The organism is Ramlibacter agri (assembly GCF_012927085.1).
GTDB classification, from domain to species: domain Bacteria; phylum Pseudomonadota; class Gammaproteobacteria; order Burkholderiales; family Burkholderiaceae_C; genus Ramlibacter; species Ramlibacter agri.
This window is the reverse complement of record NZ_JABBFX010000001.1, coordinates 2,203,865-2,227,917: the sequence shown is the minus strand read 5'-3', so window position 1 is coordinate 2,227,917 and position 24,053 is coordinate 2,203,865. Positions and strand designations below refer to the sequence as shown.

Here is a 24,053-nt window from a genome sequence, read left to right as displayed (position 1 = left end):
CATGCCCACTGGCCCCACGCTTCTCCTGGTCGACGACCACGCCCTCTTTCGCACCGGCCTCGCGATGGTCCTGGCGTCGGCGATTCCCGACGTGCGCGTGAACGAAGCCGCATCCATCCAGGATGCGATGCGGCAGGAAGGCGAGGCGCCGGACCTCGTGCTCCTGGACATCCAGCTGCAAGGGCTCAACGGCCTGGACGGCATCGGCCTCGTGCAACGGCGCTGGCCGGGCGTGCCCGTATTGATGCTTTCTTCGCACACCGAGCCGGAGAAAGTGCGCCAGGCCCTGGCCCGCGGCGCGGCGGACTACCTGTCCAAGGCCCACACCGCGGACCAGATGATCGCGGCGATCACGCGCGCGCTGCGCGGCGAGGCCGTGCCGCTCCCCGCGGGCGAAGCGAATGACTCCGGGCACTGCGGCCTGACGCCGCGCCAGTTCGAAGTGCTGGACCTCCTGTGCCAGGGCCTGTCGAACAAGGCGATCGGCCGCCGCCTGAACCTCTCCGAACACACCGTGCGCGGCCACGTGCAGGCGACGCTCGCGGTGCTGGACGTGTCCAGCCGTTCGGAAGCCGCCTTCGCAGCGCGCCAGCGCGGCCTGGTCCATTGAGCCGCCCGGGCCTCGCCGAGCGCGTGCGCGTCGAGCAGATGCGCCTGCTCCTGGGCAACGTGAAGGACGCGGTGTGGCAGACCGCGCTGCTGGTCGCCGTGCTGCTGTGGGCGCTGCTGGACGACTACAACGCCCGCCCGCTGGCCGCCTGGGCCACCGCGATCCTGGGGTTGGAGTTGTTCAGCGCCTGGGACGCCCGACGCGCGCTGCGGCGCCTGGACGCCACGACCTGGCAATCGCAGGTGCGGCGGCAGATGGCGCTGAACCTGGCCGACGGCCTGCTGTGGGCCAGCCTCACCTGGATCACGCTCGACACCGCGGGCCTGGGCGGCAGCGTGCTGGTGATCGCCGTGATGGCGGGCGTGGCCGGCAGCGCGATGTCCTCGCTGGCAGTCGTGATGCCGGTCTTCCTGTGCTTCCTGGCGACGCTGCTGCTCACGATCGCGGCCAAACTGTGGCTGCTGAAGGACCCGGCCTATGGCGCCCTGGCGCTGACCGGCATCCTCTATTGCATGACCCTCGTGGGCCACGGCCGCAACCTCGCGCAGTCGGCGCGGGCCGCGATCGACCTGCGCTTCGAGAACCTGGAGCTGATCGCGCGGCTGCTGCGCGAAAGCGAGAACGCGCGCGAGGCGCATCGCGCGGCCGACGAAAGCAACCTCGCCAAGTCCAAGTTCCTGGCCGCGGCCAGCCATGACCTGCGCCAACCTATCCACGCGCAAGGCCTGTTCCTGACCGTGCTGGAACGCAGTGCGCTCACGCCGGCGCAGCGCGGCATCCTGCAAAGCGTCACCTCCGCGACGCGGGCCACGGCGGAGATGCTCAACACGCTGCTGGATTTCTCGCGCATCGAGGCCGGCGTGGTGCAGGCGGAAGTGCGGCCACTCGAGCTGCAGCCGCTGCTCAATGTCATCGAGAACGAGCTGGCGCCACAGGCGGACGCCAAGGGCATCGTGTACCGCTCGCGGGAAACGCGCGCCGTCGTGCGCTCCGACTCCGCGATCCTCGCGCTGATCCTGCGCAATCTCGTGAGCAACGCCATCCGCTACACGGAGCGCGGCGGCCTGTTGATCGGTTGCCGCCTGCGTGACGGCCACGCACTGCTGGAAGTGTGGGACACCGGCATCGGCATCGCGCCAGCTGACCGCGACGCGGTGTTCCGCGAATTCCACCAATTGGGCAATCCGGAGCGCGACCGCCGCAAGGGGCTCGGCCTCGGCCTGGCCATCGCGCAGCAGCTGGCCCGCACGCTGGGGCATGCACTGACGCTGGACTCCGAGCCTGGCCGCGGCAGCGTGTTCCGCATCGAACTGCCACTGGCCCCACGCGGCGAACTGCCCGCGGCGCGGCCGCGCTGGACGGCGGTGGCTTCCATTGCCGGCGCGCGGGTGCTGGTGATCGACGACGACGAGGCAGTGCGCGAAGCCATGCGCCAGCTGCTGCGGGACTGGGGCTGCGAGTGCGACGCCGCCGACGGCATCGCCGACGCCCTGGAGCTCGCGGCCCGCGTCCTGCCTGACGTGGTGATCAGCGACTACCGGCTGCGCGGCACGTCGACCGGCGCGGACGCCATCGCGGCCCTGCGTGCGGTGCATGGCCCGCAATTGGCAGCCTTGCTGGTGACGGGAGACACGGCGCCGGAACGCCTGCGCGAGGCTGGTGCTTCGGGCATGACCCTGCTGCACAAGCCGGTGCATCCCAGGGAGTTGCAGCTGGCGCTGGCCGGGGTGCTGAGGGAAGGGAGCGCGGGAGGCTAGGAGCGCGACCGTTCACCCAAGGTGAACGTCTTAACAGACAGCCATCTTTTGCGCCATGCCGGTGCTCCATAAGATGCCTCGCTTCACATCCTGCGAGACATTGATGAAGCGCCTGTTCACGATCGCGATCGCGGCCCTCGCCGCCGTCCCCGCTTTCGCCGAGTATCCCGACAAGACGATCACGATCGTGGTGCCGTTCGCCGCCGGCGGGCCGACCGACAAGGTGGCGCGCGACTTCGCAGAAGCGCTGCGCAAGCCGCTGGGCAATGCAACCATCGTGATCGACAACGCCGGTGGCGCCGGCGGCACGATCGGCGCCGCCAAGGCCGCGCGCGCGACCCCGGACGGCTACACGCTGCTGCTGCACCACGTGAGCATGGCCACCTCGCCCGCCTTGTACCGCAAGCTGCCCTACAAGACCCTGGACGACTTCGAGTACCTCGGCCTGATCAACGAGGTGCCGATGACCGTCCTCAGCACGAAGAAGCTGCCCGCCGGCAACTTCGGCGAGCTGCGCAAGTGGCTGGAAAGCAACCGCGGCAAGATCAACCTCGCCAACGCCGGCGTCGGCTCCGCTTCGCACCTGTGCGGGCTCATGCTGCAGAACGCGCTGAAGATCGAGATGCAGACCATCTCCTACAAGGGCACCGCGCCAGCCATGACGGACCTGATCAGCGGCCACGTCGACGTCATGTGCGACCAGACCACCAACACCACCACGCAGATCGAAGCCAACACGGTCAAGGCCTACGCGGTAACGACGAAGAGGCGCCTGGCGACGCCCGCCCTGGCAGCCTTGCCCACGCTGGACGAGAGCGGCCTGAAAGGCTTCGACGTCAGCGTCTGGCACGGCCTGTTCGCGCCCCACGGCACGCCCAAGGCGATCACCGACAAGCTGAATGCAGCCCTGAAGGTGGCCTTGAAGGATCCGGCTTTCGTCAAGAGCCAGGAGAGCCTGGGCGCCGTCATCATCAACGACGCCCGCGTCAACGGCCCCGAGCACAGGAAGTTCGTCGAAGCCGAGATCGAGAAGTGGGGCCCGGTCATCAAGGCCGCCGGCCAGTACGCGGAGTGAGCATGCGAGCCGTCGCCATCCACCGTTCCCGCCTGCGGCTGCTTGCCTGCCTGGCGCTGGCCCCGCTCGCCGGCGCCGCCGTCGCGGCCTCTTCGCAATCCTTCTCGGTCGAACTCGCGGGCGGCCGCGTCAAGGGCGAGGACACGCTCAAGGTGCAGCAGGGCGACCAGGTCCAGTTGCGCATCAGCAGCGATCGCCCGGTCGAACTGCATCTGCATGGCTACGACATCGACGCCAAGGTCGCGCCTCCCGCGGTGGCCACGATGACTTTCAAGGCCAGCCTGGCAGGTCGCTTTCCGGTGCACGAACACCGCGAGGGCGCGGGCAACCACCGCGCCGTGCTGTTCATCGAAGTCCGTCCGTAGGTGCGCTCTGGGCCGATTCCGATCCACGCGCGCAACGCGCCGTCTGGCCAGGGCTGTCCCCGTGCTTGCTTCCATCTGTTCGAGCGCCGGCGCGCAGGCGCACGGCTTCGGCCAGCGCTTCGACCTGCCGCTGCCCCTGTGGCTGTGGCTCACGGGGGCCGGCGCGACGCTCGTGCTGACCTTCGTGGCGCTGGCCCTGTTCGCGCGGCGGCGCGACTTCGGCGCGCCCCTGCTTCGCAGCGTTGACCTGCTGCGGTCGCCGACGCTGCGTCGCGCGGCGCATCCGCTCGCGGCGCTGCTGCGCACCCTTGCCTGCGCATTGTTCGCGCTGAGCCTGGCCACCGGCTTCTTCGGCAACCAGGACGCCTACGCGAACCTGGTCGTCACCATGACCTGGGTGCTGTGGTGGGTCGGCATGGCCTTCTTCTGCGCCCTCGTCGGCGACCTCTGGGAGATCGTCAATCCGCTGCCGACGCTGTATCGCTCAATTGTTCGAATGATCGGTTGCCGCGAGTCGCTCGGTTGGACCTATCCGTCCTGCCTGGGCGCATGGCCGGCGGTGGCGCTGTTCTTCGCCTTCGCGTGGGCCGAACTGGTGTGGCCGGACAAGGACGTGCCGCGCGCCATCGCCAGCGCGCTGCTTGCCTACGCCGCGCTGTGCTGGGCCGGCATGTTGCTGTTCGGCGTGGAGGCCTGGCGCCGCAACGCCGATGCCTTCGCGATGGTGTTCCGGGTGCTGGGCCGCTTCGCACCGCTCGAACTGCGCGGCTCCCGGCCCGGCGAGCCGGCGCGCCTGCGCCTGCGGCCCTACGCCGCTGGCTTGCTGGCGAACGAGCCGGTGTCGAACTCGGTGGCCGCCTTCGTGCTGCTGATGCTGGCAACCGTCACCTTCGACGGCTTCCACGAAACACCGCTGATGGATCGCATCGGGACCGCCGCGCAGATGTCGCGCCCGGTGGCCGAGACGCTGTACGCCCTGTCCTCCGCGACGGGCCTGGACGAAACGCAATGGCTGAACACCGGCGTGCTGCTCATGTTCCCGCTGGCCTTCGTGTTGATCTTCCGTGTCGTCGGAGCGTGGATGCTGCGCCTGGCCGGACGCACGGGTGATACGGGGGCCGTGAACGCCATGGTCTGGAGCCTGGTGCCGATCGCCGTGGCCTACCATCTCGCGCACTACGCGTCGCTGTTGCTCACGACCGGGCAGTTCATCATCCCGCTCGCTTCGGACCCGTTCGGCTGGGGCTGGAACCTGTTCGGCACGCAGGGCCGCGGCGTCGACCTCGGCATCGTCAGTCCGGCCGTGTACTGGTACACCGCCGTCGCGCTGATCGTCATCGGCCACGTGCTGGCCGTCGTTGTCGCCCACGTCGAAGCGACGCGGCGCTTAGACAGCCACCGCGCCGCGCTCATGAGCCAGCTGCCGATGCTCGCGTTGATGGTGGCCTATACGAGCCTGAGCCTGTGGATCATGGCCCAGCCCATCGTGGGCTGAAAGGCCTTCAAGGAGCGGGCCGCGATGGCTGGGCCCAGCCCTTGTCGCTCGACCAGTGCAGGTGGACGATGCGGAAGCTTTCGCCGACGCGGCGCACGATCGCCGTCTCCTGCATCACCTGGTCGATCTTCCTGCCATCGGGCAGCTTGCCGGTGACGTGGTAGGTGCTGAGGACCCAGCGCTCGTTGCCGCTGCCGCCGACACGCCGCGCCTGCAGGCTCCAGTCGGAGACGGCAGCCATGTCGATGTCGCCCGGCAGGTGGCTCAAGGCATAGGCTTCGACCGTCGGATCCGTGACGCCGAACTCGAACACCACCAGCGAGCGATCGAGGTAGGAGAGCGCGCCACCGGTGTCCTTGCGCCTGAGTGCAGCGCGGAAGCCGTCGACCGCGTCGGCCGGCAGCCTGGCGGTCTGCGCCCACGCCGCGCTTGCTGCCACCAGGCATGCGGCCGCAAGCAGCAGGCGCGCGCTACGCATTGGGATCGACCTTCTTCGGATCGAGCAGCTCGATCATCAGGATGTCGCCCTCGACCACCCCCGCCAGCGAGGGATCGGTGTCACGCACCGTCAGCTCGTTGGGCGTATTGCCCTTGATCCACAGGCTGCGGCCGAACAGCTTGCCGCGAATGAAGGTGAGCCTCCAGCCGCGCAGTTCGTTGCGCCTGGGCGCCACCATGCCCGGGCCGATCGGGTCGAAGCGCAAGGTGGCGACGCGGCCCGCCTTGTTGGCCGGGCCGAGGGCGGTCACCTTGCCGGTGAAGCGCCGCAGCGCCGGGTCGACCGCGTCGTGACCCGCAACCTGCACGCCATCGCGCCGGCCAGGGTCGGCAGCGGCATGCAGCGCGAGCAGCAAGGCCCCGGCCAGCAACGAAGCCTGCGCAGTGGCCGCCATCCATTTCAACAACATCGTCTTCTTCATCGTTTGCTCGAAGGCCGCGAGTATCACCAGCGGCGCGCACGCGCGCAAGCCTGCTCACCTGCGACGAACGCCTTAACCGCTGCTTGTCTTCCGGCGCGCGATGGCCGCGACTAACCTACGGCGGTTTTTGCGAATCGGGCGCGAACCCGAACGAAGAAGGCCATGCAACTCTCCCTGACAGATCGCGCCCATTGGCCCCTGTGGCTGGCCGCAGTGCTCGTCGCCATCGTCCTCGGGGCGATGTGGTGGCAACCTTCACACGAAGACGCCCTCGCATCCGCAGTAGCGCCTGTGCAGCGCGTAGCCCCTGCTCCCGTCCGCGCCCCCGTACCCGTGGCGGCCGTGCGGCCCGCGCCGGCGCTCAAGCTCGTCGGCACAGTCGCGGCCGGCGCCGCCAGCTTCGCAACGGTGCTCCACACCGCGGACTCGCAGGTGCTGCAACTGCGCGTGGGCGACCACGTCGACGGCTATGCGGTCACTGCCATCGAACCCGGCCGCCTCGTGCTGGATGGCGCGGCGCAGCCCCTCGTGATCGAACCCGAAAGGACGGCGGCCGCTCCCGCGTCGCCGCCGCCATCTGCTGCCACGCCTGCCGCCCCGCAGGTCGAACAGCCGAACTATCCGGAGGGCGAGGCGCCGTGGGACCTGGCGCCGCCCTTCCGGCATTGAAGCGAGCTGCCGCTCCACCCTCTTCCTCAACCACCACTCTAAGAAGGAGACAACTCGTGAGAATGAAACTCCAGTTGCAGCTGGCCGCAGTGGCCACTGCGGTCCTGCTTGCCGCCTGCGGCGGCAGCGGCGGCGACAGCCCATCGCCGGTCGTCACGGCGCCACCCGCGGTCGACGACCAGGCCCTGGCCTACGTGGCGCCGCCCCGGCTCTGCGAGCCCGGTCCCGGCGACCAGGCCGAGCCGGGCGTCAACGGCCACATCCCCAAGTCGGCCATGTACGACACCACCGCCAACCCCGATGGCTTCAAGGGCTACTGGTGCGGCGCGCGCAAGGTGGCCCAGCACACGCTGTTCAACCGCGGCGCCTTCGGCGACCTGCAGATCAAGTCCAACGGTTCCACGCGCTGCGCCTATGCCTCCAACCGCGACGGCGCGGCCGGCGGCGATGCGGCCCTGACCACCGGCATCATCGTGTTCGACGTGAAGACGCCGACGAAGATGCAGGTCGTGCCCGCCAGCGGCGACACCGCCGTCGTCGGCACTGCACCGTCGGCCAGCGTCGCCGCCACGAGCACCAACAAGTGGGGCGAGGAAACCAGCGCAGCCACCCCCGTCAATCCGAACGGGAAGATCCTGCGCACCCCGGCGGCGCTTGAAGCCTATTCGGGCTTCGAACTCGCCGGCAACATCATGGTGGCCGGCTACAAGGACAACAAGATGGTGGACGTCTATGACGTCAGCGACTGCCTGCACCCGGTCCCGTTGAACGCCAACTACCAGAGCTCCGGCGGCCACCACGACGGCTGGATCACGCCCGACGGCAAGACCTGGTACGGCGTCCCGTTCGGCACCACGGCCAAGGACGGCGGCGCCACGCTCGTCACCGGAGGGAAGTCGCCCACCGACAAGGACTGGGCCAACTACACCGTCGCCACGAACCGCGTGGACGTGCACGTCACCAGCCTCGACGACCCGAAGAACCCGAAGCTGCTCCTGAGCTGGAACCGCTCGATGCTGCCCGACGAGGTGAAGAACAACGAGAACTGGCGGATCATGGCGGCGACCAACATCCACGACGTCAGCACCAACCCGGACGGCACGCGGATCTACCTCGCGGTGTACGGCGGTGGCGGCCAGGTGGCCGGCAACCTGCCGACGGCCAGCACCACGTTCTGGCGCGAGCAGACCTGCGCCAACGGCCTGCTGGTCATGGACTCGAGCGACATCGTCAAGCGGGTGGCCAACCCGAAGCTGAAGTACGTGAGCTTCCTCTCGTGGTGCGACCAGCAGCCCAACCCCGAGTTCGAGCAGGGCGGCTACAACCGCATGACGTCGACCTCCGCGACCCACGCGACCGAATGGGTGCGCCACATCAACGGCAAGGAATACATCGTCTCGACCGACGAGTCGTATGCCCTGACGACCAGCGACACCAACGGCCTGCCGGGCCAGTGCAAGCAGCAAAGTTTCGGCCGCATGATCGACATCTCCGACGAGAAGCACCCGAAGATCGTCGGCACTTACGAGCAGGACGCCAACAAGGCCAGCGTCTGCCCGACGCTGGTGGCGCAGGGCGGCAACGTCCCGATGGTCCACTACCTGAACTTCGACGACCGCAACAACATGCGCGTGGCGATCTACGCGTCGGCCTCGGGCGGCATCCGCTTCGCCGACTGGACCGACCCGACCAGCCCGAAGGAAATCGCGTACTACGTCAAGGAGCGCCACACGCCCACCAAGATGGACTTCACCCGTCCCGACCCCCGCTATGACAACGAGAACTGCCTGTACTACACGGGATGGAACCAGGGCGGCCTGGTCTCGATCGAGCTGACCAATCCGCAGTACAACGCCTGCATGAGCCGCAAGGCCAGCGTCAACGGCAGCGTGGTCACGGCCACGGGCGAAGTGAAGGTGTCCCTGGAGGCCAGCCGCGGCGCCAAGGGCCCCACGGCAACCCTGAGCGTGGACGGCCAGGGCAACAAGGTGCAGTTGAACTCGGTGACGCGCCTCGGCTCCGCCATCGATGCGGATGGCACGCAGATCACGGCGACGAAGAACTCGATGCAGGTCGACGGCGAAGGCACCTTCAACGGCCAGCCGGCGAAGTTCCGCGTCCAGGTGACCGACAACGGCGACAACAACGGCTTCTTCTCGCTGTCCTGCACCGAAGGCTGCTCGTTCTCCACCAGCGGCTACCTCAAGAGCGGCGGCAAGCTGGCTGTCAGCCAGAAGAGCTGACCGGCCCCAGCACCCGCAAGACCCCCGGCTCGGATCGAGCCGGGGGCTTTTGCGCTTGGGCCTGCGCGCTTCGATGCCGGAATCTAGAATAGTTGCAAATTACAGATAAAAGCGAGGCGCCGTGCAGAACGCTCAGTTGCGAGACCTGATTGCAGTGATCGAAACCGGCAGCGTCCGGTCCGCTGCGCGCAAGCTCGGCCTCGCGCAGGCCGCCGTCAGCAAGAACCTCTCGGCGCTGGAGAAATCGCTGGGCGTGCCGTTGCTGGTGCGCTCCGCGCGAGGCGTCGAGCCCACCGAGGCGGGCCGCATCGTGCTGCGCCGCGCGCGCGTCGTCGATGCCGAACTGCGCCACCTGCAGGAGGAGATCGAGCGCTTCAACGGCGAGGGCCAGAACGTCATCACGATCGGCCTGTCGGCCACCGCCGAAGCGATGCTGCTGTCGGAGGCCGTGGCGCGCTTCCGCGAGTCCGCACCCGATGCGCTGATCAGCGTGTTCGGCGGCCGCTCCTCGTCGACGATCGCGGCGCTGCGTGAAGCGAAGATCGATTTCGCGGTGGGCCCGCTGCCCACCGACCAAAGCGTCTCCGACCTGAACGCGGAGCAGTTGTGCAGCTCCGACGTGGGCATCTTCGTGCGCGCGGACCACCCGGCCGCCAACGCCCGTAACCTGGCCGCGCTGACGAATTACGGCTGGCTGTACAGCGTGCGGCCCCAGGGCGACCCGGCAATCGTGTCCCTGATGCGCGCGCACGGGCTACCCGAGCCCAAGCTGGTGGCGCACTGCGATTCCTCGAGCGCACTCGTCGACATGCTGCTGCAGAACGACTATGTCGCCTTGAACAGCGTCGCAGGCCTGGAGCCGCTGCGGCAACGCGGCCTGCTGAAGCTGCTGGCCATCGACCTCGGCCTGCCGGCGGCCGTGCAGTTCCTGCTGACCCCCATGATGCGGCCGTTGACGACATCGGCCGCCGCGCTGGCGGCCGAGTTCCGGCGCGCATCTCGCAGGCTGCGGCGGTGACTCGCGGCCCGCTCCTTGCGCGGCGCGCCTTGCTTGCCGCCATCGCGTCGGCCGGATGCTCCGGCCGCAATGCCTTGGCTGCCGCCGATTCGGACCACGTGCTGCGCCTGATCGTGCCGCAGGCGCCCGGCGGCGCTTCCGACTTCATGGCGCGCCTGCTCGCGCGCAACCTGGCACGCACCCTGGACCGGCCGGTGGTCGTGGACAACCGCTCGGGCGGTGGAACGATCATCGGGACGCGCGCGGTGGCGACGGCCGCGCCCAACGGCAATACCTTCGGCATGGTGCTGTCGGCGCACGCGATCAACCAGGCGATGCGGCACCAGATGCCGTACAACGCACTGACGGATTTCGAGCCGGTCTGCCTCGCCGGCTATTCGATCACGGTCCTCGTCACGCATCCGGGCTTCGCTGCCCGCACCGTGGACCAGTTGATCGCGTTGATGCGGCGCGCCGATCCGCCGCTGCAGTATGCGTCGCTGGGCGTCGGCTCGGTGTCGCACCTGGCCGGCGAACTGCTGGCCATCGAGGCGGGCGCGCCGCTCCAGCACGTCCCCTACAACGGCAGCACGGGGATCTATCACGCGCTGGTGCGCGGTGACTTGCCTCTGGCTTTCGTGACGCTGGAGTCCGCCCTCCCGCACATCAACGCGAAGCGCATCCGGGCGCTGGGGATCACCAACGCCAGGCGAGCCGCGCCATATCCGCAACTGCCGGCGATTGCCGAATTCCTGCCCGGCTTCGCGCTCGACGGCTTCATCGGCTTCGTCGCGCCGGCCCACACGCCGGCGCCGCTCGTCGACACATTGAGCACCGAAACCGTCAAGGCCTTGCAGGCCACCAGCATCCGCGACCGGTTGCTCCAGGGCGGCTTCGTCGTTTCGACGGCGCCGCCGGCCGCCTTTGCCGACTTCCTGCGCCACCAGGTCGACAAGTACACGGCGCTGGCCAAGCGCACCGGGATCGTGCTGGACTGACGAGGGCAGGCTCAGAGCAGCGCTCGCGCCCACGCGTCCCGCTTCTGCTCGAAGGACATCGCCGCGTGCGCCGGGCTGGTCGAAGGCAGCGCTGTCCAGGCGCTGCGCAGCTTCTCCGGCAAGTTCGGCACGACCAGCCGCCGATAGAGCTTGGCCGCGTGCTGCCCGTTCAGGCCTACCCGCTCGATGGCGGGATGCGCCGCGAAGAACGCGGCGAAATCATTCGGGACGACGCTCGCCGCCTCCATGTCGGCATCGAGGCTGCCGCGGCGCCGGGCCGCGGCACAGACGTCCCACAGCGCGACGCGGCGATCGAGCAGGTGCTGCAGGCGCGCTTCGTAGGGCGCGTCCAGGGGCACGCCGAGCACTTCGCTGGCGATCCGCCAGAAGTGGTTGCGCGGGTGGGCGTAGTACTGGCTGCAGGCCAGGGAGCGCTGGCCGGGCAGCGAGCCGAGCACCAGGATGCGCGCGTCCGCGCGGGCGATGGCGGGGAAGCCTTCGGAGATCGCGAGTGGCATGCGTGGATCGTATAGTGCGCGCATGCCACGCCAAGCCGCTTTCCTGCGGGGCATCAGCCCCATGAACTGCAAGATGCCCGAACTGGCGGCCGCCTTCGAGGGCGCCGGCTTCACCGACGTGAAGACGGTGCTTTCCAGCGGCAACGTCCTCTTCACGGAACGCGGCACGCCCGCTTCGCTGAAAAAGAAAGCCGAGGCGGCCATGGAGGCCCACCTCGGCAAGAGCTTCATGACCTTCGTGCGGCCGGTCTCGGAACTGCAGGACCTGCTCGCCGAAGACCCGTTCCAGCATTTCAAGCTGCCGGCGAAAGCCAAGCGCATCGCCACCTTCCTGTCCGATGCGAAGGCGCCGGCGCCCAAGCTGCCGATCGAGATGCAGCAGGCGCAGATCCTCGCGGTGGAGGACGGGATCGTGTTCAGCGCCTACGTGCCGCAGGAGAACGACCCCGCCTTCATGCGCCTGATCGAGAAGACCTTCGGCAAGGAAGTGACCACGCGGACGTGGGACACTATGCGGAAGGTCGTCGCCGCGGCCTGATCAGGCCGCCTTCAACTCCTCCAGCGGCCCGAAGAACTCGTACTTCAGCCGCTCCTGCGCCACGCCCAGCGCCAGCCCGCTGCGGTACACCGCCTGCATGAAGGGCTTGGGGCCGAGGAAGTAGACGTCGACGTCGCGGTCCGCGGGCAGCTGCTGCGCCAGCAACTCCTGCGTGACGACGCCGGTGACGTGCGGCTCGTCCCCGGGACGCGGCTGGTCGTAGACATACAGCACTTCGACGTTGGCATGCTGCTGCGCCAGCGCATCGACGCGCGCGCGGAAGGCATGCACGCCGCCATGGCGCGCCGCGTGGATGAAGCGGATCGGCCGGCCGCTGGGCGCCGCGGCTTCCAGCATGCTCATGGCCGGCGTGATGCCGACGCCACCGGTCACCAGCACCAGCGGACGATCGTCGTTGGCCGCCTCGTCCAGCTGGAAGTCGCCGGCCGGCGCCAGCACTTCGACCTGCGTGCCCGCCTGCGCCTGCGCGTGCAGCCAGTTGGACACGCGGCCGCCCTCCTCGCGCTTGACGCTGATGCGGTACCAGGCCTTGCCCGGCGCATCGGACAGCGAATAGTTGCGGCGCATCGGCTCGCCATCGACTTCCAGCACCAGCGTGAGGTACTGGCCCGGCACGAAGCGCAGCAGCGGCCGGCCGTCCACCGGCTCCAGGTAGAACGAGGTGATGAGCTCGCTCTCGACAACACGCCGCGCGACGCGGAAGGCGCGCGCGCCGCGCCAGCCGCCGGCTTCCGCCGCATTGGCGGCGTACACCTGTTCCTCGGCGGCGATCAGCATGTCGGCCAGCGCGCCGTAGGCTTCGCCCCAGGCGGCAATGATGTCGTCGGTGGCCGCGTCGCCGAGCACCTCCTGGATGGCGCGCAGCAGGCAGGCGCCGACGATGGGGTAGTGCTCCGGCTGCACGCCGAGGGCGACGTGCTTCTGGATGATGCGCGGCAGCGCGCCGGCCAGGGCTTCGAGCTGGTCGATGTGCGCGGCATAGGCCAGCACGGCGCCAGCCAGGGCACGCGCCTGCGAGCCGGAGGCCTGGTGCGCTTCGTTGAAGAGGCCCTTCACTTCCGGATGTTCCCGGAACATCAGGTCGTAGAAATGTTTCGTGATGGCCTCGCCATGCTGCTGCAGCGCGGGGACGGTGGCCTTGATGAGGGAGATGGTCTGGGCAGAGAACATGCACTCTGCATTCCAAGAACCGTGCCAGATCGCAAGTCCTTGTCGCAGCAAGGAAAATCCCCGGCGTGGTCCAATCGACCACGATGACCGTTGTGCCCGCGACCACGTCCGTGGTCGAAATGACTCCCCCCACCGAATCCGACCGCTACGCGCAGCTGCTCGCTGCCGCCAGGCAACTCGTTCCCTGCGATGCGATGGCGCTGCTGCGCCTGGACGAGGCCGTGCTGACGCCCCTGGCCGTCGATGGCCTCAGCGTGGAGGCGCTGGGCCGGCGCTTCGCCGTCGGCGCGCATCCGCGGCTGGCGCGGCTGGTCGAAAGCCCCGGCGTGCTGCGCTTCGCGCCGGATTGCGGCCTGCCTGATCCGTACGACGGCCTGGTCGCGGGCCAGCCCGCGATCCTGGCCGTGCACGACTGCCTGGGCGCGCCGCTGCGCATCGAGGGCCGCTTGTGGGGCCTGCTGACCCTGGACGCGCTGCAGCCCGGCGCCTTCGACGCCGTCGGCCCCTCGCAGCTCGACGCGCTGGTGCAGCTGGTGGAATCCGGCCTGGAAGCCATCGTCGCCATCCGCGAGATCCAGGAGCGCGCCGGCCGCGAACAGGCGATGGCGCGCGAATGGCAGGCCGTGCAGCAGCCGCCACGCGAGCTGCTGGGGACCAGCGTCGCGATGCACCGGCTGCGCATCGAGATCGATGCGGTGGCGTCCTCCGACCTCACGGTGCTGGTGCTCGGCGAGACCGGCGTCGGCAAGGACCTGGTGGCCCAGCGCCTGCACGCCGCTTCGCAGCGGCACGGGCGGCCGCTGGTGCAGGTGAACTGCGCGGCGCTGCCCGAGACGCTGGCGGACAGCGAACTGTTCGGCCACAAGAAAGGCGCCTTCACCGGCGCCGTGCAGGACCGCCTGGGCAAGTTCGAGCTGGCCGATGGCGGCACGCTGTTCCTGGACGAGGTGGGCGAGCTGCCGCTGGCGATCCAGGCCAAGCTGCTGCGCGTGCTGCAAAGCGGCGAGGTGCAGCGGCCCGGCAGCGACCGCGTGCGCAAGGTGGACGTGCGCGTGGTCGCCGCCACCAACCGCGACCTGCCGGCCATGATCGCGCAGGGGCGCTTCCGCGCCGACCTCTATCACCGGCTGGCGGTGTACCCGCTGCAGGTGCCGCCGCTGCGCGAGCGCGGGCGCGACGTGCTGACCCTGGCCGGCGGCTTCCTCGAGGAGAACCAGCACCGCCTGGGCGCGCGCAACCTGCGCCTGAGCCCGGCCGCCAAGAACGCGCTGCTGGCGCACCACTGGCCCGGCAACGTGCGCGAGCTGGAGCACGTGCTGAGCCGCGCGGCGCTGCGGGCGTTCCACGAGCAGGGGCGCGGCGGACGGTGGGTGGCGATCGAGCCGCGGCATGTGGCGTTGGAGGGGCAGGTGCTTGTTGCACCTGCGCCTGTGGTCACGGCGGCGCCCCTGTCATCCGGCCAGTCACTGCGCGAGGCGACGGATGCCTTCCAGCGCCAATGGATCACGGACTGCATTGCCCGCAACAACGGGCATCTCGCTCGCGCGGCCGCGGAAGCAGGCATGGACCGGAGCAACTTCCATCGGCTGGCACGGCGCTTGGACGTGCTCCCACTCCCCTCCTGATGACGGATGTCGATGCCGGGTGCGCCACGCCTACGGCGTCACCGCCTGCCTTGCCGGAATCGCCTGCGTCCACCGGTCGACATCCTCCGCCGTCATTGTGCTCACCGGCGTCAGGCGGCCATCGACGTAACCCAGCTGCTCCACGTCGTACAGGTACTGTTCGCGCGACAGCAAGGTGCCGGCGCAGACATGCGGGTCCGCCGCCGGCGGCTGCCGCGTCTCGGCGGCCAGGCGGCCGACCAGCTCGCGCATCACCCACTCGGGGATGCGGTGGCGCTCGCCGGGGTAGATGAAGCCGAACAGCGTCAGGTGCGCCAGCAGCACCCGCCAGTGCGGGCCGAAGCGCTTCAGCATGCCCTGCCAGTCCAGCCGCTCGGCGTTGGCCTGGATCAGGTGGGCGACGTCGCCGCCGTCGTAGCGCTCGCGCTCCATGATGAAGGCCTTGGAGACCAGCCCGTCCTCGATGTTGGCGATCTTCACCGGCACGCCCAGGATCTCGGCTTCGGCGTTGTGCTGGAACCAGCCCTCGTCCACCGGCGTCAGGCCGTTGCCGGAATTGAAGATGAGGTCGATGAAGTCCTCGTCCTCGCGGTCGTAGACCTTGCCCAGCCAGTGCGGGAAGGTCATGCTGGTACCCCAGCCGTGGCGCTCGGCCAGCTCCGCGATGCGGTCGTAGTCCTCGCGCTTGATGAAGATGTCCAGGTCCTTGGTCGCCCGGCGGATGCCGGTGAAGCAGGCGTGGGCGAAGGCGCCGCCCACGAGGAAAGGAATGTCCGCATCCCCCAGCGCCTGCAGGGCCGCGCGGTAGAAACCCGCGGTCTTGGGTGCGACTTCGTCCTCGAGCGAGGGCGCGATTTTTGCAGCAGGCATGCGGCCACAGTAATGAATCCGTCACGGTTGCCGCGTCACCGGGCAGGCCGGCCTGGCGTCAGCAGTGCAGGCGGCACGGCTGGGCGCCCAAGCCTTCGCCTGCGTCGGCGCGCGCCTACAGCCCTCCGTGCGGATGGACGATGGCCTGCGGCCGCGCCAGGCGGCAGCATGGGGCTTCACACAACAACGAGCGAGCCAAAGAACCCATGGGCAAGTCCGCCACCAGCGTGCGCTTCGCCGCCGTCGGCGACCTCCACGTCACCAAGGACCACGTCGGCCACCTGCGCGCCTTCTTCACCCAGGCCTCCGAAGCAGCGGACGCGCTGCTGCTGTGCGGCGACCTCACCGACTACGGCACGGCGGAGGAAGCGCGCATCCTCGCCGACGAACTCGCGGCCGTCGCCGTGCCCATCGTCGCCGTGCTGGGCAACCACGACTACGAAAGCGGCACGCCCGAGGTCGTGCGCGAGACGCTCATGGGCATCGGCGTGCGCGTGCTCGATGGCGAAGCCTGCGAGATCGAAGGCGTGGGCATCGCCGGCGCCAAGGGCTTCGCCGGCGGCTTCGGCCGCGGTTCGCTGGGCGCCTGGGGCGAGCCGGCGATCAAGATGTTCGTGCAGGAAGCACTGAACGAGGCCATGAAGTTCGAATCGGCGCTGGCCAAGCTGCGCACGCACCGGCGCATCGCGCTGCTGCACTACTCGCCGGTCTGCTCCACCGTGCGCGGCGAACCCGAAGACATCTTCCCCTTCCTGGGCAGCAGCCGGCTGGAAGAGCCCCTGCTGCGCTATCCGGTCGATGCCATCTTCCACGGCCACGCGCACCGCGGCTCGCTGGAGGGCAAGACGGTCAACGGCCTGCCGGTGTTCAACGTGGCGCGGCCGCTGTTGCTGCGCACGCGCCCCGACCTGCCGCCCTTCCGCCTGTACGACGTGCCCCGCGCGGACGTCGAAAGCGAAGAGGAAGTCGCCGCGGTGCCATAGGCTTACCATGGGCGCATGCGCACCTCCTGGAGCGTCATCGCCATCCTCGCCGCCCTCGTGGTGCTGGCCTCGGCTTTCCAGGGCGCGCTGCGCAGCACGCCGGACGCCGGCGAAGACGACGGCGAACTGCTGCAGGGCACCTGGCTGCGCGAGTACAGCGACCAGGGCACCACCATCCGGCGCGTGCTCGACCTCGAACCCAGTGGCGCCTTCCACGAAGCCGTGCGCGTGGTGCAGCCTTCCGGTGGCGTCGCCCGATTCGCGCATGAAGGCACCTGGCATTACGACGGCACCAACCTCAAGCGCCACTACACGCTCGTGAACGGCAAGCCGCCCTCGCGGCTGAACGTGCCGTTCGCGACCTTCCAGGTCACCTTCGATTCGCCCAACGAGTTCACCGGCGTCGACCACGTGCACAAGGTGGAGGTGCGCTACGAGCGCGTGCCCGCCGGCACCGAACCCTGAGGCGCGGGCACGGTTGTTGCAGGAGTTGGTTGCTCCTGCCCCGAACAACAGCTGTCCATGCCCTCGCCCGCCACCCTCCTCCCCTTCATGCACGACGTCGGCCAATGCGACCGTGCCCTGCGCGAACTGAGCCTGATGTGGCGCATGATCGAGTCGTCCACCAAGATGGTGTGTGCCGAGGAAGCGGCGGCCATCCTGCCCACCATGGCCAGCACGCGGCGGCACTTCGACCGCCTCGAAGGCGAGCTGGTGGCCAGCCTGGTGCGCGAGAAGGCCGCCAAGGTGCTGCGCGAACTGGGCACCAAGGCGCAGTACGTCATCGACATCCTGGTGCGCAACCTGTACGAGCGCACCGCGGACGTCGGCTTCCTCGCCACCGATCCGCAGCTGTGCGCCTTCGTCGCGGGCAGCGGCGGCACGCGCGCCGAGGTGCGCGAGCGCCTGCGCGCCTACCGCAGCAAGTACACGGTGTACGAAGAAATCCTGCTGCTCGCGCCGGACGGCGCCGTGCTGGCGCAGATCGACGACGCCAGCCCGGTGCAGGCCAGCAGCGACCCCATCGTCGCCCAGGCGCTGCAGCGTGACGGCTTCGTGCAGGCCTTCCGCGCCAGCGACCTGCGCCCCGGCCGGCGCCATGCGCTGCTCTATGCACGCCGCATGCTGCACCCGGCCACCGGCCAGCCCGTGGGCGTGCTGTGCCTGTGCTTCCGCTTCGAGGAGGAGATGGCGGGCATCTTCCGCTCGCACCGCGACCCGGCCGCGCGCTACAACATGCTGCTGCTCGATGACGCCAACCGCTGCATCGCCTCGGCCGACGAGGACTGGATCCCCGTCGGGGCTACCGTGCCCGTCAACCGGCAAGGCAGCGACGCCGTCTTCATGTTCCGCGGCCGCCAATACTTCTGCAGCACCGTCGCGGCCCAGGGTTACCAGGGCTATGCGGGGCCGGCCGGCTGGCAGGGCCAGGTGATGGTGCCGCTGGACGTGGCTTTCCAGAACGACGTGCAGGACGGCCCGGACACGCTGGATGCCGCGCTGCGCGAAGGCCTGCTGGCGCACGCGCAGAGCTTCTCGCCGCCGCTGCACGAGATCCTGAGCGCCGCCGAGACCATCCGCCGCGTCGTCTGGAACGGCCAGGTGATGACGGCCGGCCGCCGTGACGGCAGCGCGCGCCTGCAGGCGGTGCTGGAGCAGATCAGCGAGACCGGCAGCCGCAGCAACGAGCTGTTCGCCAGCTCCATCCGCGACCTCTACGCCACCGTGCTGGGGTCCAGCCTGCGCGACTCGGAATTCGTCTCGCACCTGCTGGTGGACCTGCTGGATCGCAACCTCTACGAGCGCGCCGACGACTGCCGCTGGTGGGCGCTGACGCCGCTGCTGCGGCAGGCACTGGGCCGCGATGCGGACAGCCTTCCTGCGGTCACGCAGACCTTGCAGTACATCAACGACCTCTACACCGTCTACACGCGCATCCTGGTGCATGACGCGGAAGGCACGATCGTGGCACAGTCGCAGCGGGCGGACGTAGCGCCGCTGGACCTGGCGGCCGCGCGCATCGCGCCTGAAATGCTGGAGCGCGTGGCGGCGCTGCGCGACGAACAGGGCTACGTGGTCTCGCCCTTCGAGCCCACGCCGCTGTACGACGGCCAGCCCACTTACGTCTACCACGCGGCCATCCGCAGCGAGGATGGCATGCGCGTCGTGGGCGGCATCGCGCTCGTGTTCGATGCCGCGCGCGAGTTCACGGCGATGCTGCGCGACGGCCTGGCCGGCAAGCCCGAGACCAGCGCCTTCTTCGTCGACCGCGCCGGCCGCATCGTCGCCAGCACCGACCCCGCGCGGCCACCGGGCAGCCGGCTGGAGATCGCGCCGGAGCTGCTGGCGCTGGACAACGGCCTCAGCGCTTCGCGGCTGGTGGCGCACGACGGCGCCTACGCGATCATGGGTTGCACGGCGTCCAGCGGCTATCGCGAGTTCAAGGTCAGCGACGGCTACCGCGACGACATCGTCGCCGTGGTGTGCGAGCGCTTCGGCCCGGTGCTCGCCCGCCAGCGCGCGCAGGCGGCCGGCGTGACGCTGCAGGGCGCGGCGGACCGCCGCAACAACGCCCACGAGTTCGCCACCTTCTTCTGCGGGGGCGCCCTGGTGGCGCTGGACATCGCGCAGGTACGCGAGGCCCGGCCGGCCAGCGCGCTCACCCGCATGCGCATCGGCTGCCCGGAGCGCGCGCTGGGCATCCTGCGCCTGGATCGCGGCGGGCAGGAGCAAAGCGTGTGGGTGTTCGACCTGGGCAGCCTCGTCTGCGGCCGCCCTTCGGTGCTGGCGGCCAATAGCCAGGTGGTGGTCGTCGAACATGAGGGGCAGGCCATCGGCCTGCTGGCCGACGAACTGCACGCCGTCTCGTCCTATGGCGAAGGCCAGCTCTCGCCCACGCCCTTCGCGGCGCAGCACCGGCTGGTGCGCGGCATCATCCGCGCCAACGGCGGCGCCTGCCTGGTGCAACTGCTGGACACCGCCTGCCTGTTCCACGTGCTGCGCGGGACCGAACCGGTGCCGGAGATCCTGCGCCTTGACGACGAGGAGCCGTTGCTGCTGGCGGCTTGAGAAAACTTCCGGACGCAAAAGACGCAAAGGTTACGCAAAAATCGCAAAAGGAATTCCATTGGATTATTTTGCGTCCTTTGCGTACTTTTGCGACTTTTGCGTCCGGAAGTCCTGAAGTTCGGATGTCCAGAAGTTCAGGTCACCAACCGATATCCCACCGCCGTCTCCGTCAGCAGGTGCTTCGGCTGCGCGGGGTCGGCCTCCAGCTTCTGCCGCAGGTGGCCCATGTAGATGCGCAGGTAGTGGCTCTGTTCTGCGTGTGAAGGACCCCACACTTCGCGCAGCAGCTGCCGGTGCGTCAGCACGCGGCCGGCGTTGGCCACCAGCACCGACAGCAGCCGGTATTCGATCGGCGTCAGGTGCACGTCCGCGCCGTCGCGCCGCACGATGCGCGAGCGCGCGTCCACCTCCACGCCGCCGAAGCGGAACACCGGGTCGGCCGCCTCGCCGTTCACCGCGCGCGGGCGCCGCAGGTTGGCGCGCACGCGCGCCAGCAGCTCGCCCACGCCGAATGGCTTGGTCAGGTAGTCGTCGGCGCCGGCATCGAGCGCCTCCACCTTGTCGCTTTCATCGGCGCGCGCGGACAGCACGATGATCGGCACCGCCGACCAGCCGCGCACGTCGCGGATCAGGTCCACGCCGTCGCCATCGGGCAGGCCCAGGTCCAGGACCACGAGGTCCGGCTTGCGGGTGCCGGCTTCGACCAGGCCGCGCTGCAAGGTCTCCGCTTCGTGCACCTGCCAGCCCTCGCCCTCCAGCGCGGTGCGGACGAAGCGGCGGATCTGGGGTTCGTCTTCGACGATCAGGGCAACAGGGCTGGGCATGGCGTTCTCAGGCCGGCGCCGCGGGCGGGGGCCGGCGCGGCAGGCGGAAGCTGAATTCTGCCCCGCCGCCAGCCGCATTGGCAGCCTGCATGGTGCCGCGGTGGGCGTCGATGACGGCCTTGCAGATCGCCAGGCCCAGGCCCACGCCGGGCGTGGCGGACTCGGCCTGGCCGCGCGTGAACTTCTCGAACAGCACCTGCTCGCGGCCCTGCACCGCGGCCGGCAGGCCCGGCCCGTGGTCACGCACCGCCACGCGCAGTGCGTCGGGCTCGGCCCAGGCGCGGATCTCGATCGGCGGCACCCCGTACTTGGCGGCGTTCTCCAGCAGGTTCACCAGCACCCGCTCGATCAGCACGGCGTCGAACTCCACCAGCGGCAGGTCCGCGGGCAGCGACACGTGCACCGTGCGCCCCTGCAGGTGCGGTTGCGCGCTGCGCAAGGCCGTGCCCACCACTTCCTCCACCGACTGCCATTCGAGCCGCAGGTTCACCTTGCCGCTCTGCAGCCGCGCCATGTCCAGCAGGTTGTTCACCAGGTGGCCCAGCGAGCGCGCCTGCTGCGCGATGGCCTCCGCCGTCTCGCCCTGCAGTGAATTCCGAAGCGAATTCCGCAGCGACTCCGCCAGCCCGATCAGCGCCGTCAGCGGCGTGCGCACGTCGTGCGAGATCGCCGCCAGCAGCGCATTGCGCAGGCGCTCCGATTCCATTTCCACCAGCGCCTGCTGCGCGATCTCGACGTAGTGCACGCGCTCCAACGCGATCGCCACCTGGCGCGCCAGGGTCTCGAGCTGGCGGCGCTGCTCCGGGATCAGCAGCCAGCGCGGCTGCGCCGGCTTCAGCGCCAGTACGCCACGCACGCGCATCGGCGCCTGCAGCGGCACGTAGTGCCAGGCCTGCGCGGCCAGCGTGCTGGTGGCCAGGCCCGCCGGCTGCCAATTGCGGAAGGCCCAGTCGGCAACGCTGCCGTCGAAGCCCGGCGGCGCGTGCGCGGGCTGCACCAGTTCGTCGCGCGCATCCGTCACCAGCACCACCGCGTCGCCGCCGAAGTGGCCGCGCACCGCGTCCTGGCCCAGCGCCGCCACCTGCGTCGAGAGCAAGGCGGCGGACAGGTCGCGCGTCAGCTCGAACAGCGATTGCGCGCGCCGCTCGCGGCTGTCGGCGATGCGCGCCTGGAAGCGCAGGCCCGCCGTCAGCTGGCCGACCAGCAGCCCCACCACCAGCATCACGCAGAAGGTCACCAGGTACTGCACGTCGCTCACCGCCATCGACAGGCGCGGCGGCACGAAGAAGAAATCGAAGGCCGCCACGTTCAACACCGCGGCCAGCGCCGCCGGCCCGCGGCCGAAGCGCATGGCCACGGCCACCGTCGTGAGCAGGAACAGCATGACGATGTTGGCCAGATCCAGCACGTCGTGCAGCGGCGTGGTGACCAGCGTGATCGCCACGCTGGCGGCCGCGGCCCAGGCATAGGGCAGCCAACGCGCCTGCCAGCCGTTCTCGGAGTCGCCCTCCTCCGGCGCCGCCGGCGTCACCCGGGCCAGGCGGCGCACGCTCTCGCGCAGGCCGATCTCCACCACGTCCATCGCCGGCGCCAGCCGCGCCAGCCGGCGCGTCATGCTGGGCGGCGCCATGCCCCAGCCACCGTGGCGCGGGCCGGGGCGGCCCACCACCAGGGTCGCGCAATTGAGCTGCTGCGCATGCGCCACCAGTTCCGGCGCGACGGCATGGGCCGCCAGCACCGCGGTTTCGGCGCCCAGTTCCTCGGCCAGCTTGAGCACGGCCAGGATGCGATCCCGCTCGCCGGCCGGCAGCCGGCGCAGCCTGGGTGTCTCGACGTAGGCCGCGTACCAGCGCACGTTCATCTGGCCGGCCAGGCGCGCCGCGGCGCGCACCGCCTGTTCGTCGCCCGCGCGCGGGCCGACGCAGGCGAGGATCGCGCCTTCGGTGTTCCACACCGGCGCGATGGCCTGCTCCACCCGGTAGCTGCGCACGTCGTCCTCGACGTGTTCGGCCGTGCGACGCAGCGCGATCTCGCGCAGCGCGATCAGGTTGCCCTTGCGGAAGAAGTTCTGCGCGGCACGCTCGGCCTGCTGCGGGATGTAGACCTTGCCGGCTTTGAGGCGCGCCATCAGTTCGTCGGGCGGCACGTCCACCAGCACCACTTCGTCGGCGCCATCGAGCACGGTGTCGGGCACCGTCTCGTGCACGCGGATGCCGGTGATGGCGCCCACCGTGTCGTTGAGGCTTTCCAGGTGCTGGACGTTCAGCGTCGACCAGACGTCGATGCCGGCGTCCAGCAGCTCCTGCACGTCCTGCCAGCGCTTGGGGTGGCGCGAGCCGGGGACGTTGGAGTGCGCCAGTTCGTCCACCAGCAGGATCGCGGGCTTGCGCTCCAGCGCGCCATCGAGGTCGAACTCCTTCAGGAGGCGGTCGCGGTAGCGCACTTCGCGCAGCGGCAGCTGCGGCAAGCCCTCGGCCAGCTGCGCCGTCTCGCTGCGGCCATGCGTCTCCACCACGCCGACCAGCACGTCGCGGCCGGCCTGCTGCTCGCGCCGCGCGGCGCCGAGCATGGCAAAGGTCTTGCCGACGCCGGCGTTGGCGCCGAAGTAGATGCGCAGCCGCCCGCGCCGCGCGCGCTGTTCGTCCGCCTGCAGCTGGGCGAGCAGTTCGTCGGGGTCGGGGCGGTGGTCGGAGGCGGCGGCCATGCGGGTGCGTCGGGAACCCCTACAGGTTATCAAGAGCGAGGTTCAGGCGCAGGACATTCACCACCGGCTCGCCGATGAGACCCAGCCAGGGCTGTTCGATGTTCTGTTCCACCAGCGCAGCGACCTTGTCGACGGGCAGGCCCCGCGCCCTGGCGACGCGGGCCACCTGGTAGCGCGCCGCCGCGGGGCTGATGTGCGGGTCCAGCCCGCTGCCGGAGGCGGTCACCGGGTCCGCCGGCACCGGCGCGGTGTTGCCCGGATCCGCGGCACGCAGCGCCGCGACGCGCGCCTTCACTGCCTCCACCAGCGCCGGATTCAGCGGCCCCAGGTTCGAGCCGCCCGAAGCCAGCCCGTTGTACGGCTGGTCCGCGGTCGCCGAAGGCCGGCCCCAGAAGTGCCTGGCGTCGTGGAAGTCCTGCCCGATCAGGTCCGAGCCCACGAGCTGGCCGTTCACGCGGACCAAGCTGCCTGCGGCCTGCCGCGGGAACGCCGCCTGCGCGGTGCCCGTCACGACCACCGGGTAGGCCACGCCCACCAGCAGCGTGAGCGCGGCGAACAGGACCAGCGTGGGGCGGAGGATGGATTCCTTGTCCATGGATGCA

The 24,053-nt window shown here is 69.8% G+C and carries 22 protein-coding genes; 14 read left to right on the top strand and 8 right to left on the bottom strand.

Features of this window, described 5'->3' with window-relative positions; all coding sequences use genetic code 11:
- Position 1: 1 nt before the first annotated feature.
- From HHL11_RS10825 to HHL11_RS10805, 5 genes are all read left to right on the top strand, one after another.
- Positions 2–610 (top strand): response regulator, encoded by a 609-nt coding sequence (locus HHL11_RS10825; RefSeq protein ID WP_169418389.1) that lies wholly within the window; start codon positions 2–4, stop codon positions 608–610.
- Positions 607–2,367, top strand: a complete 1,761-nt coding sequence (locus tag HHL11_RS10820) for an ATP-binding response regulator (protein WP_240980052.1) — start codon at positions 607–609, stop codon at positions 2,365–2,367. Before HHL11_RS10825 ends, HHL11_RS10820 begins: the two co-directional genes overlap by 4 nt.
- A 103-nt stretch (positions 2,368–2,470) precedes the next feature.
- On the top strand, positions 2,471–3,442 hold the full coding sequence (locus tag HHL11_RS10815) for a tripartite tricarboxylate transporter substrate-binding protein (RefSeq protein WP_169418388.1): 972 nt from the start codon (positions 2,471–2,473) through the stop codon (positions 3,440–3,442).
- Positions 3,443–3,444: 2 nt separating this feature from the next.
- Complete coding sequence (locus HHL11_RS10810) at positions 3,445–3,807, top strand: hypothetical protein (RefSeq protein ID WP_169418387.1); 363 nt, start codon at positions 3,445–3,447, stop codon at positions 3,805–3,807.
- A 61-nt stretch (positions 3,808–3,868) separates the two neighbouring features.
- Positions 3,869–5,302: a hypothetical protein gene (locus tag HHL11_RS10805; protein WP_169418386.1), complete on the top strand. Its 1,434-nt coding sequence runs from the start codon at positions 3,869–3,871 to the stop codon at positions 5,300–5,302.
- 7 nt (positions 5,303–5,309) lie between these two features.
- Here HHL11_RS10805 and HHL11_RS10800 read toward each other — a convergent pair whose 3' ends face one another.
- Positions 5,310–5,780, bottom strand: a complete 471-nt coding sequence (locus HHL11_RS10800; protein ID WP_169418385.1) for a Cif family virulence factor — start codon at positions 5,778–5,780, stop codon at positions 5,310–5,312.
- A complete protein-coding gene (locus HHL11_RS10795; protein ID WP_169418384.1) occupies positions 5,773–6,222 on the bottom strand; it encodes a hypothetical protein in 450 nt (149 codons plus the stop codon). The genes HHL11_RS10800 and HHL11_RS10795 overlap by 8 nt, the downstream gene beginning before the upstream one ends.
- A gap of 291 nt (positions 6,223–6,513) precedes the next feature.
- Here HHL11_RS10795 and HHL11_RS10790 point away from each other — a divergent pair, with 291 nt between their 5' ends.
- From HHL11_RS10790 to HHL11_RS10775, 4 genes are all read left to right on the top strand, one after another.
- Complete coding sequence (locus HHL11_RS10790; RefSeq protein ID WP_169418383.1) at positions 6,514–6,891, top strand: hypothetical protein; 378 nt, start codon at positions 6,514–6,516, stop codon at positions 6,889–6,891.
- Positions 6,892–6,947: 56 nt separating this feature from the next.
- Entirely contained in the window at positions 6,948–9,134 is a 2,187-nt protein-coding gene (locus HHL11_RS10785) for an LVIVD repeat-containing protein (RefSeq protein WP_169418382.1), read from the top strand.
- Positions 9,135–9,255: 121 nt separating this feature from the next.
- Positions 9,256–10,152, top strand: coding sequence for a LysR substrate-binding domain-containing protein (locus HHL11_RS10780; protein WP_169418381.1), 897 nt, complete (start codon positions 9,256–9,258; stop codon positions 10,150–10,152).
- A 74-nt stretch (positions 10,153–10,226) separates the two neighbouring features.
- Positions 10,227–11,129: a tripartite tricarboxylate transporter substrate-binding protein gene (locus HHL11_RS10775; RefSeq protein ID WP_169418380.1), complete on the top strand. Its 903-nt coding sequence runs from the start codon at positions 10,227–10,229 to the stop codon at positions 11,127–11,129.
- An 11-nt stretch (positions 11,130–11,140) separates the two neighbouring features.
- On the opposite strand, the gene HHL11_RS10770 is transcribed toward HHL11_RS10775, so the two are convergent.
- Positions 11,141–11,647, bottom strand: a complete 507-nt coding sequence (locus HHL11_RS10770) for a DNA-deoxyinosine glycosylase (protein WP_169418379.1) — start codon at positions 11,645–11,647, stop codon at positions 11,141–11,143.
- Between the two features lie 22 nt (positions 11,648–11,669).
- Between HHL11_RS10770 and HHL11_RS10765 the strand changes: the two genes are divergently transcribed.
- Entirely contained in the window at positions 11,670–12,185 is a 516-nt protein-coding gene (locus tag HHL11_RS10765; protein ID WP_169418378.1) for a DUF1697 domain-containing protein, read from the top strand.
- Here HHL11_RS10765 and hmpA read toward each other — a convergent pair whose 3' ends face one another.
- Positions 12,186–13,376: an NO-inducible flavohemoprotein gene (hmpA, locus tag HHL11_RS10760; RefSeq protein WP_169418377.1), complete on the bottom strand. Its 1,191-nt coding sequence runs from the start codon at positions 13,374–13,376 to the stop codon at positions 12,186–12,188.
- A gap of 83 nt (positions 13,377–13,459) precedes the next feature.
- Here hmpA and norR point away from each other — a divergent pair, with 83 nt between their 5' ends.
- Positions 13,460–15,001 carry a nitric oxide reductase transcriptional regulator NorR gene (gene norR / locus HHL11_RS10755; protein WP_169418376.1) on the top strand — a complete coding sequence of 514 codons (1,542 nt, stop codon included), beginning with the start codon at positions 13,460–13,462 and terminating at the stop codon, positions 14,999–15,001.
- Positions 15,002–15,031: 30 nt separating this feature from the next.
- Here the strand turns inward: norR and HHL11_RS10750 are convergent, their stop codons facing one another.
- Positions 15,032–15,871: a nucleotidyltransferase gene (locus tag HHL11_RS10750; RefSeq protein ID WP_169418375.1), complete on the bottom strand. Its 840-nt coding sequence runs from the start codon at positions 15,869–15,871 to the stop codon at positions 15,032–15,034.
- A gap of 206 nt (positions 15,872–16,077) precedes the next feature.
- Between HHL11_RS10750 and HHL11_RS10745 the strand changes: the two genes are divergently transcribed.
- The 3 genes from HHL11_RS10745 to HHL11_RS10735 are packed head-to-tail and all read left to right on the top strand — an operon-like array spanning position 16,078 to position 19,923.
- Positions 16,078–16,854, top strand: a complete 777-nt coding sequence (locus HHL11_RS10745) for a metallophosphoesterase family protein (protein ID WP_169418374.1) — start codon at positions 16,078–16,080, stop codon at positions 16,852–16,854.
- A 15-nt stretch (positions 16,855–16,869) separates the two neighbouring features.
- Positions 16,870–17,319 carry a hypothetical protein gene (locus HHL11_RS10740; protein WP_169418373.1) on the top strand — a complete coding sequence of 150 codons (450 nt, stop codon included), beginning with the start codon at positions 16,870–16,872 and terminating at the stop codon, positions 17,317–17,319.
- 57 nt (positions 17,320–17,376) lie between these two features.
- A complete protein-coding gene (locus HHL11_RS10735) occupies positions 17,377–19,923 on the top strand; it encodes a chemotaxis protein CheW (protein ID WP_169418372.1) in 2,547 nt (848 codons plus the stop codon).
- A 134-nt stretch (positions 19,924–20,057) separates the two neighbouring features.
- Here the strand turns inward: HHL11_RS10735 and kdpE are convergent, their stop codons facing one another.
- The 3 genes from kdpE to kdpC are packed head-to-tail and all read right to left on the bottom strand — an operon-like array spanning position 20,058 to position 24,046.
- Positions 20,058–20,747: a two-component system response regulator KdpE gene (kdpE, locus tag HHL11_RS10730; protein ID WP_169418371.1), complete on the bottom strand. Its 690-nt coding sequence runs from the start codon at positions 20,745–20,747 to the stop codon at positions 20,058–20,060.
- A 7-nt stretch (positions 20,748–20,754) separates the two neighbouring features.
- Positions 20,755–23,451, bottom strand: a complete 2,697-nt coding sequence (locus HHL11_RS10725; RefSeq protein ID WP_169418370.1) for a DUF4118 domain-containing protein — start codon at positions 23,449–23,451, stop codon at positions 20,755–20,757.
- Positions 23,452–23,470: 19 nt separating this feature from the next.
- Positions 23,471–24,046 (bottom strand): potassium-transporting ATPase subunit KdpC, encoded by a 576-nt coding sequence (gene kdpC / locus HHL11_RS10720; protein ID WP_169418369.1) that lies wholly within the window; start codon positions 24,044–24,046, stop codon positions 23,471–23,473.
- Positions 24,047–24,053 lie beyond the last annotated feature (7 nt).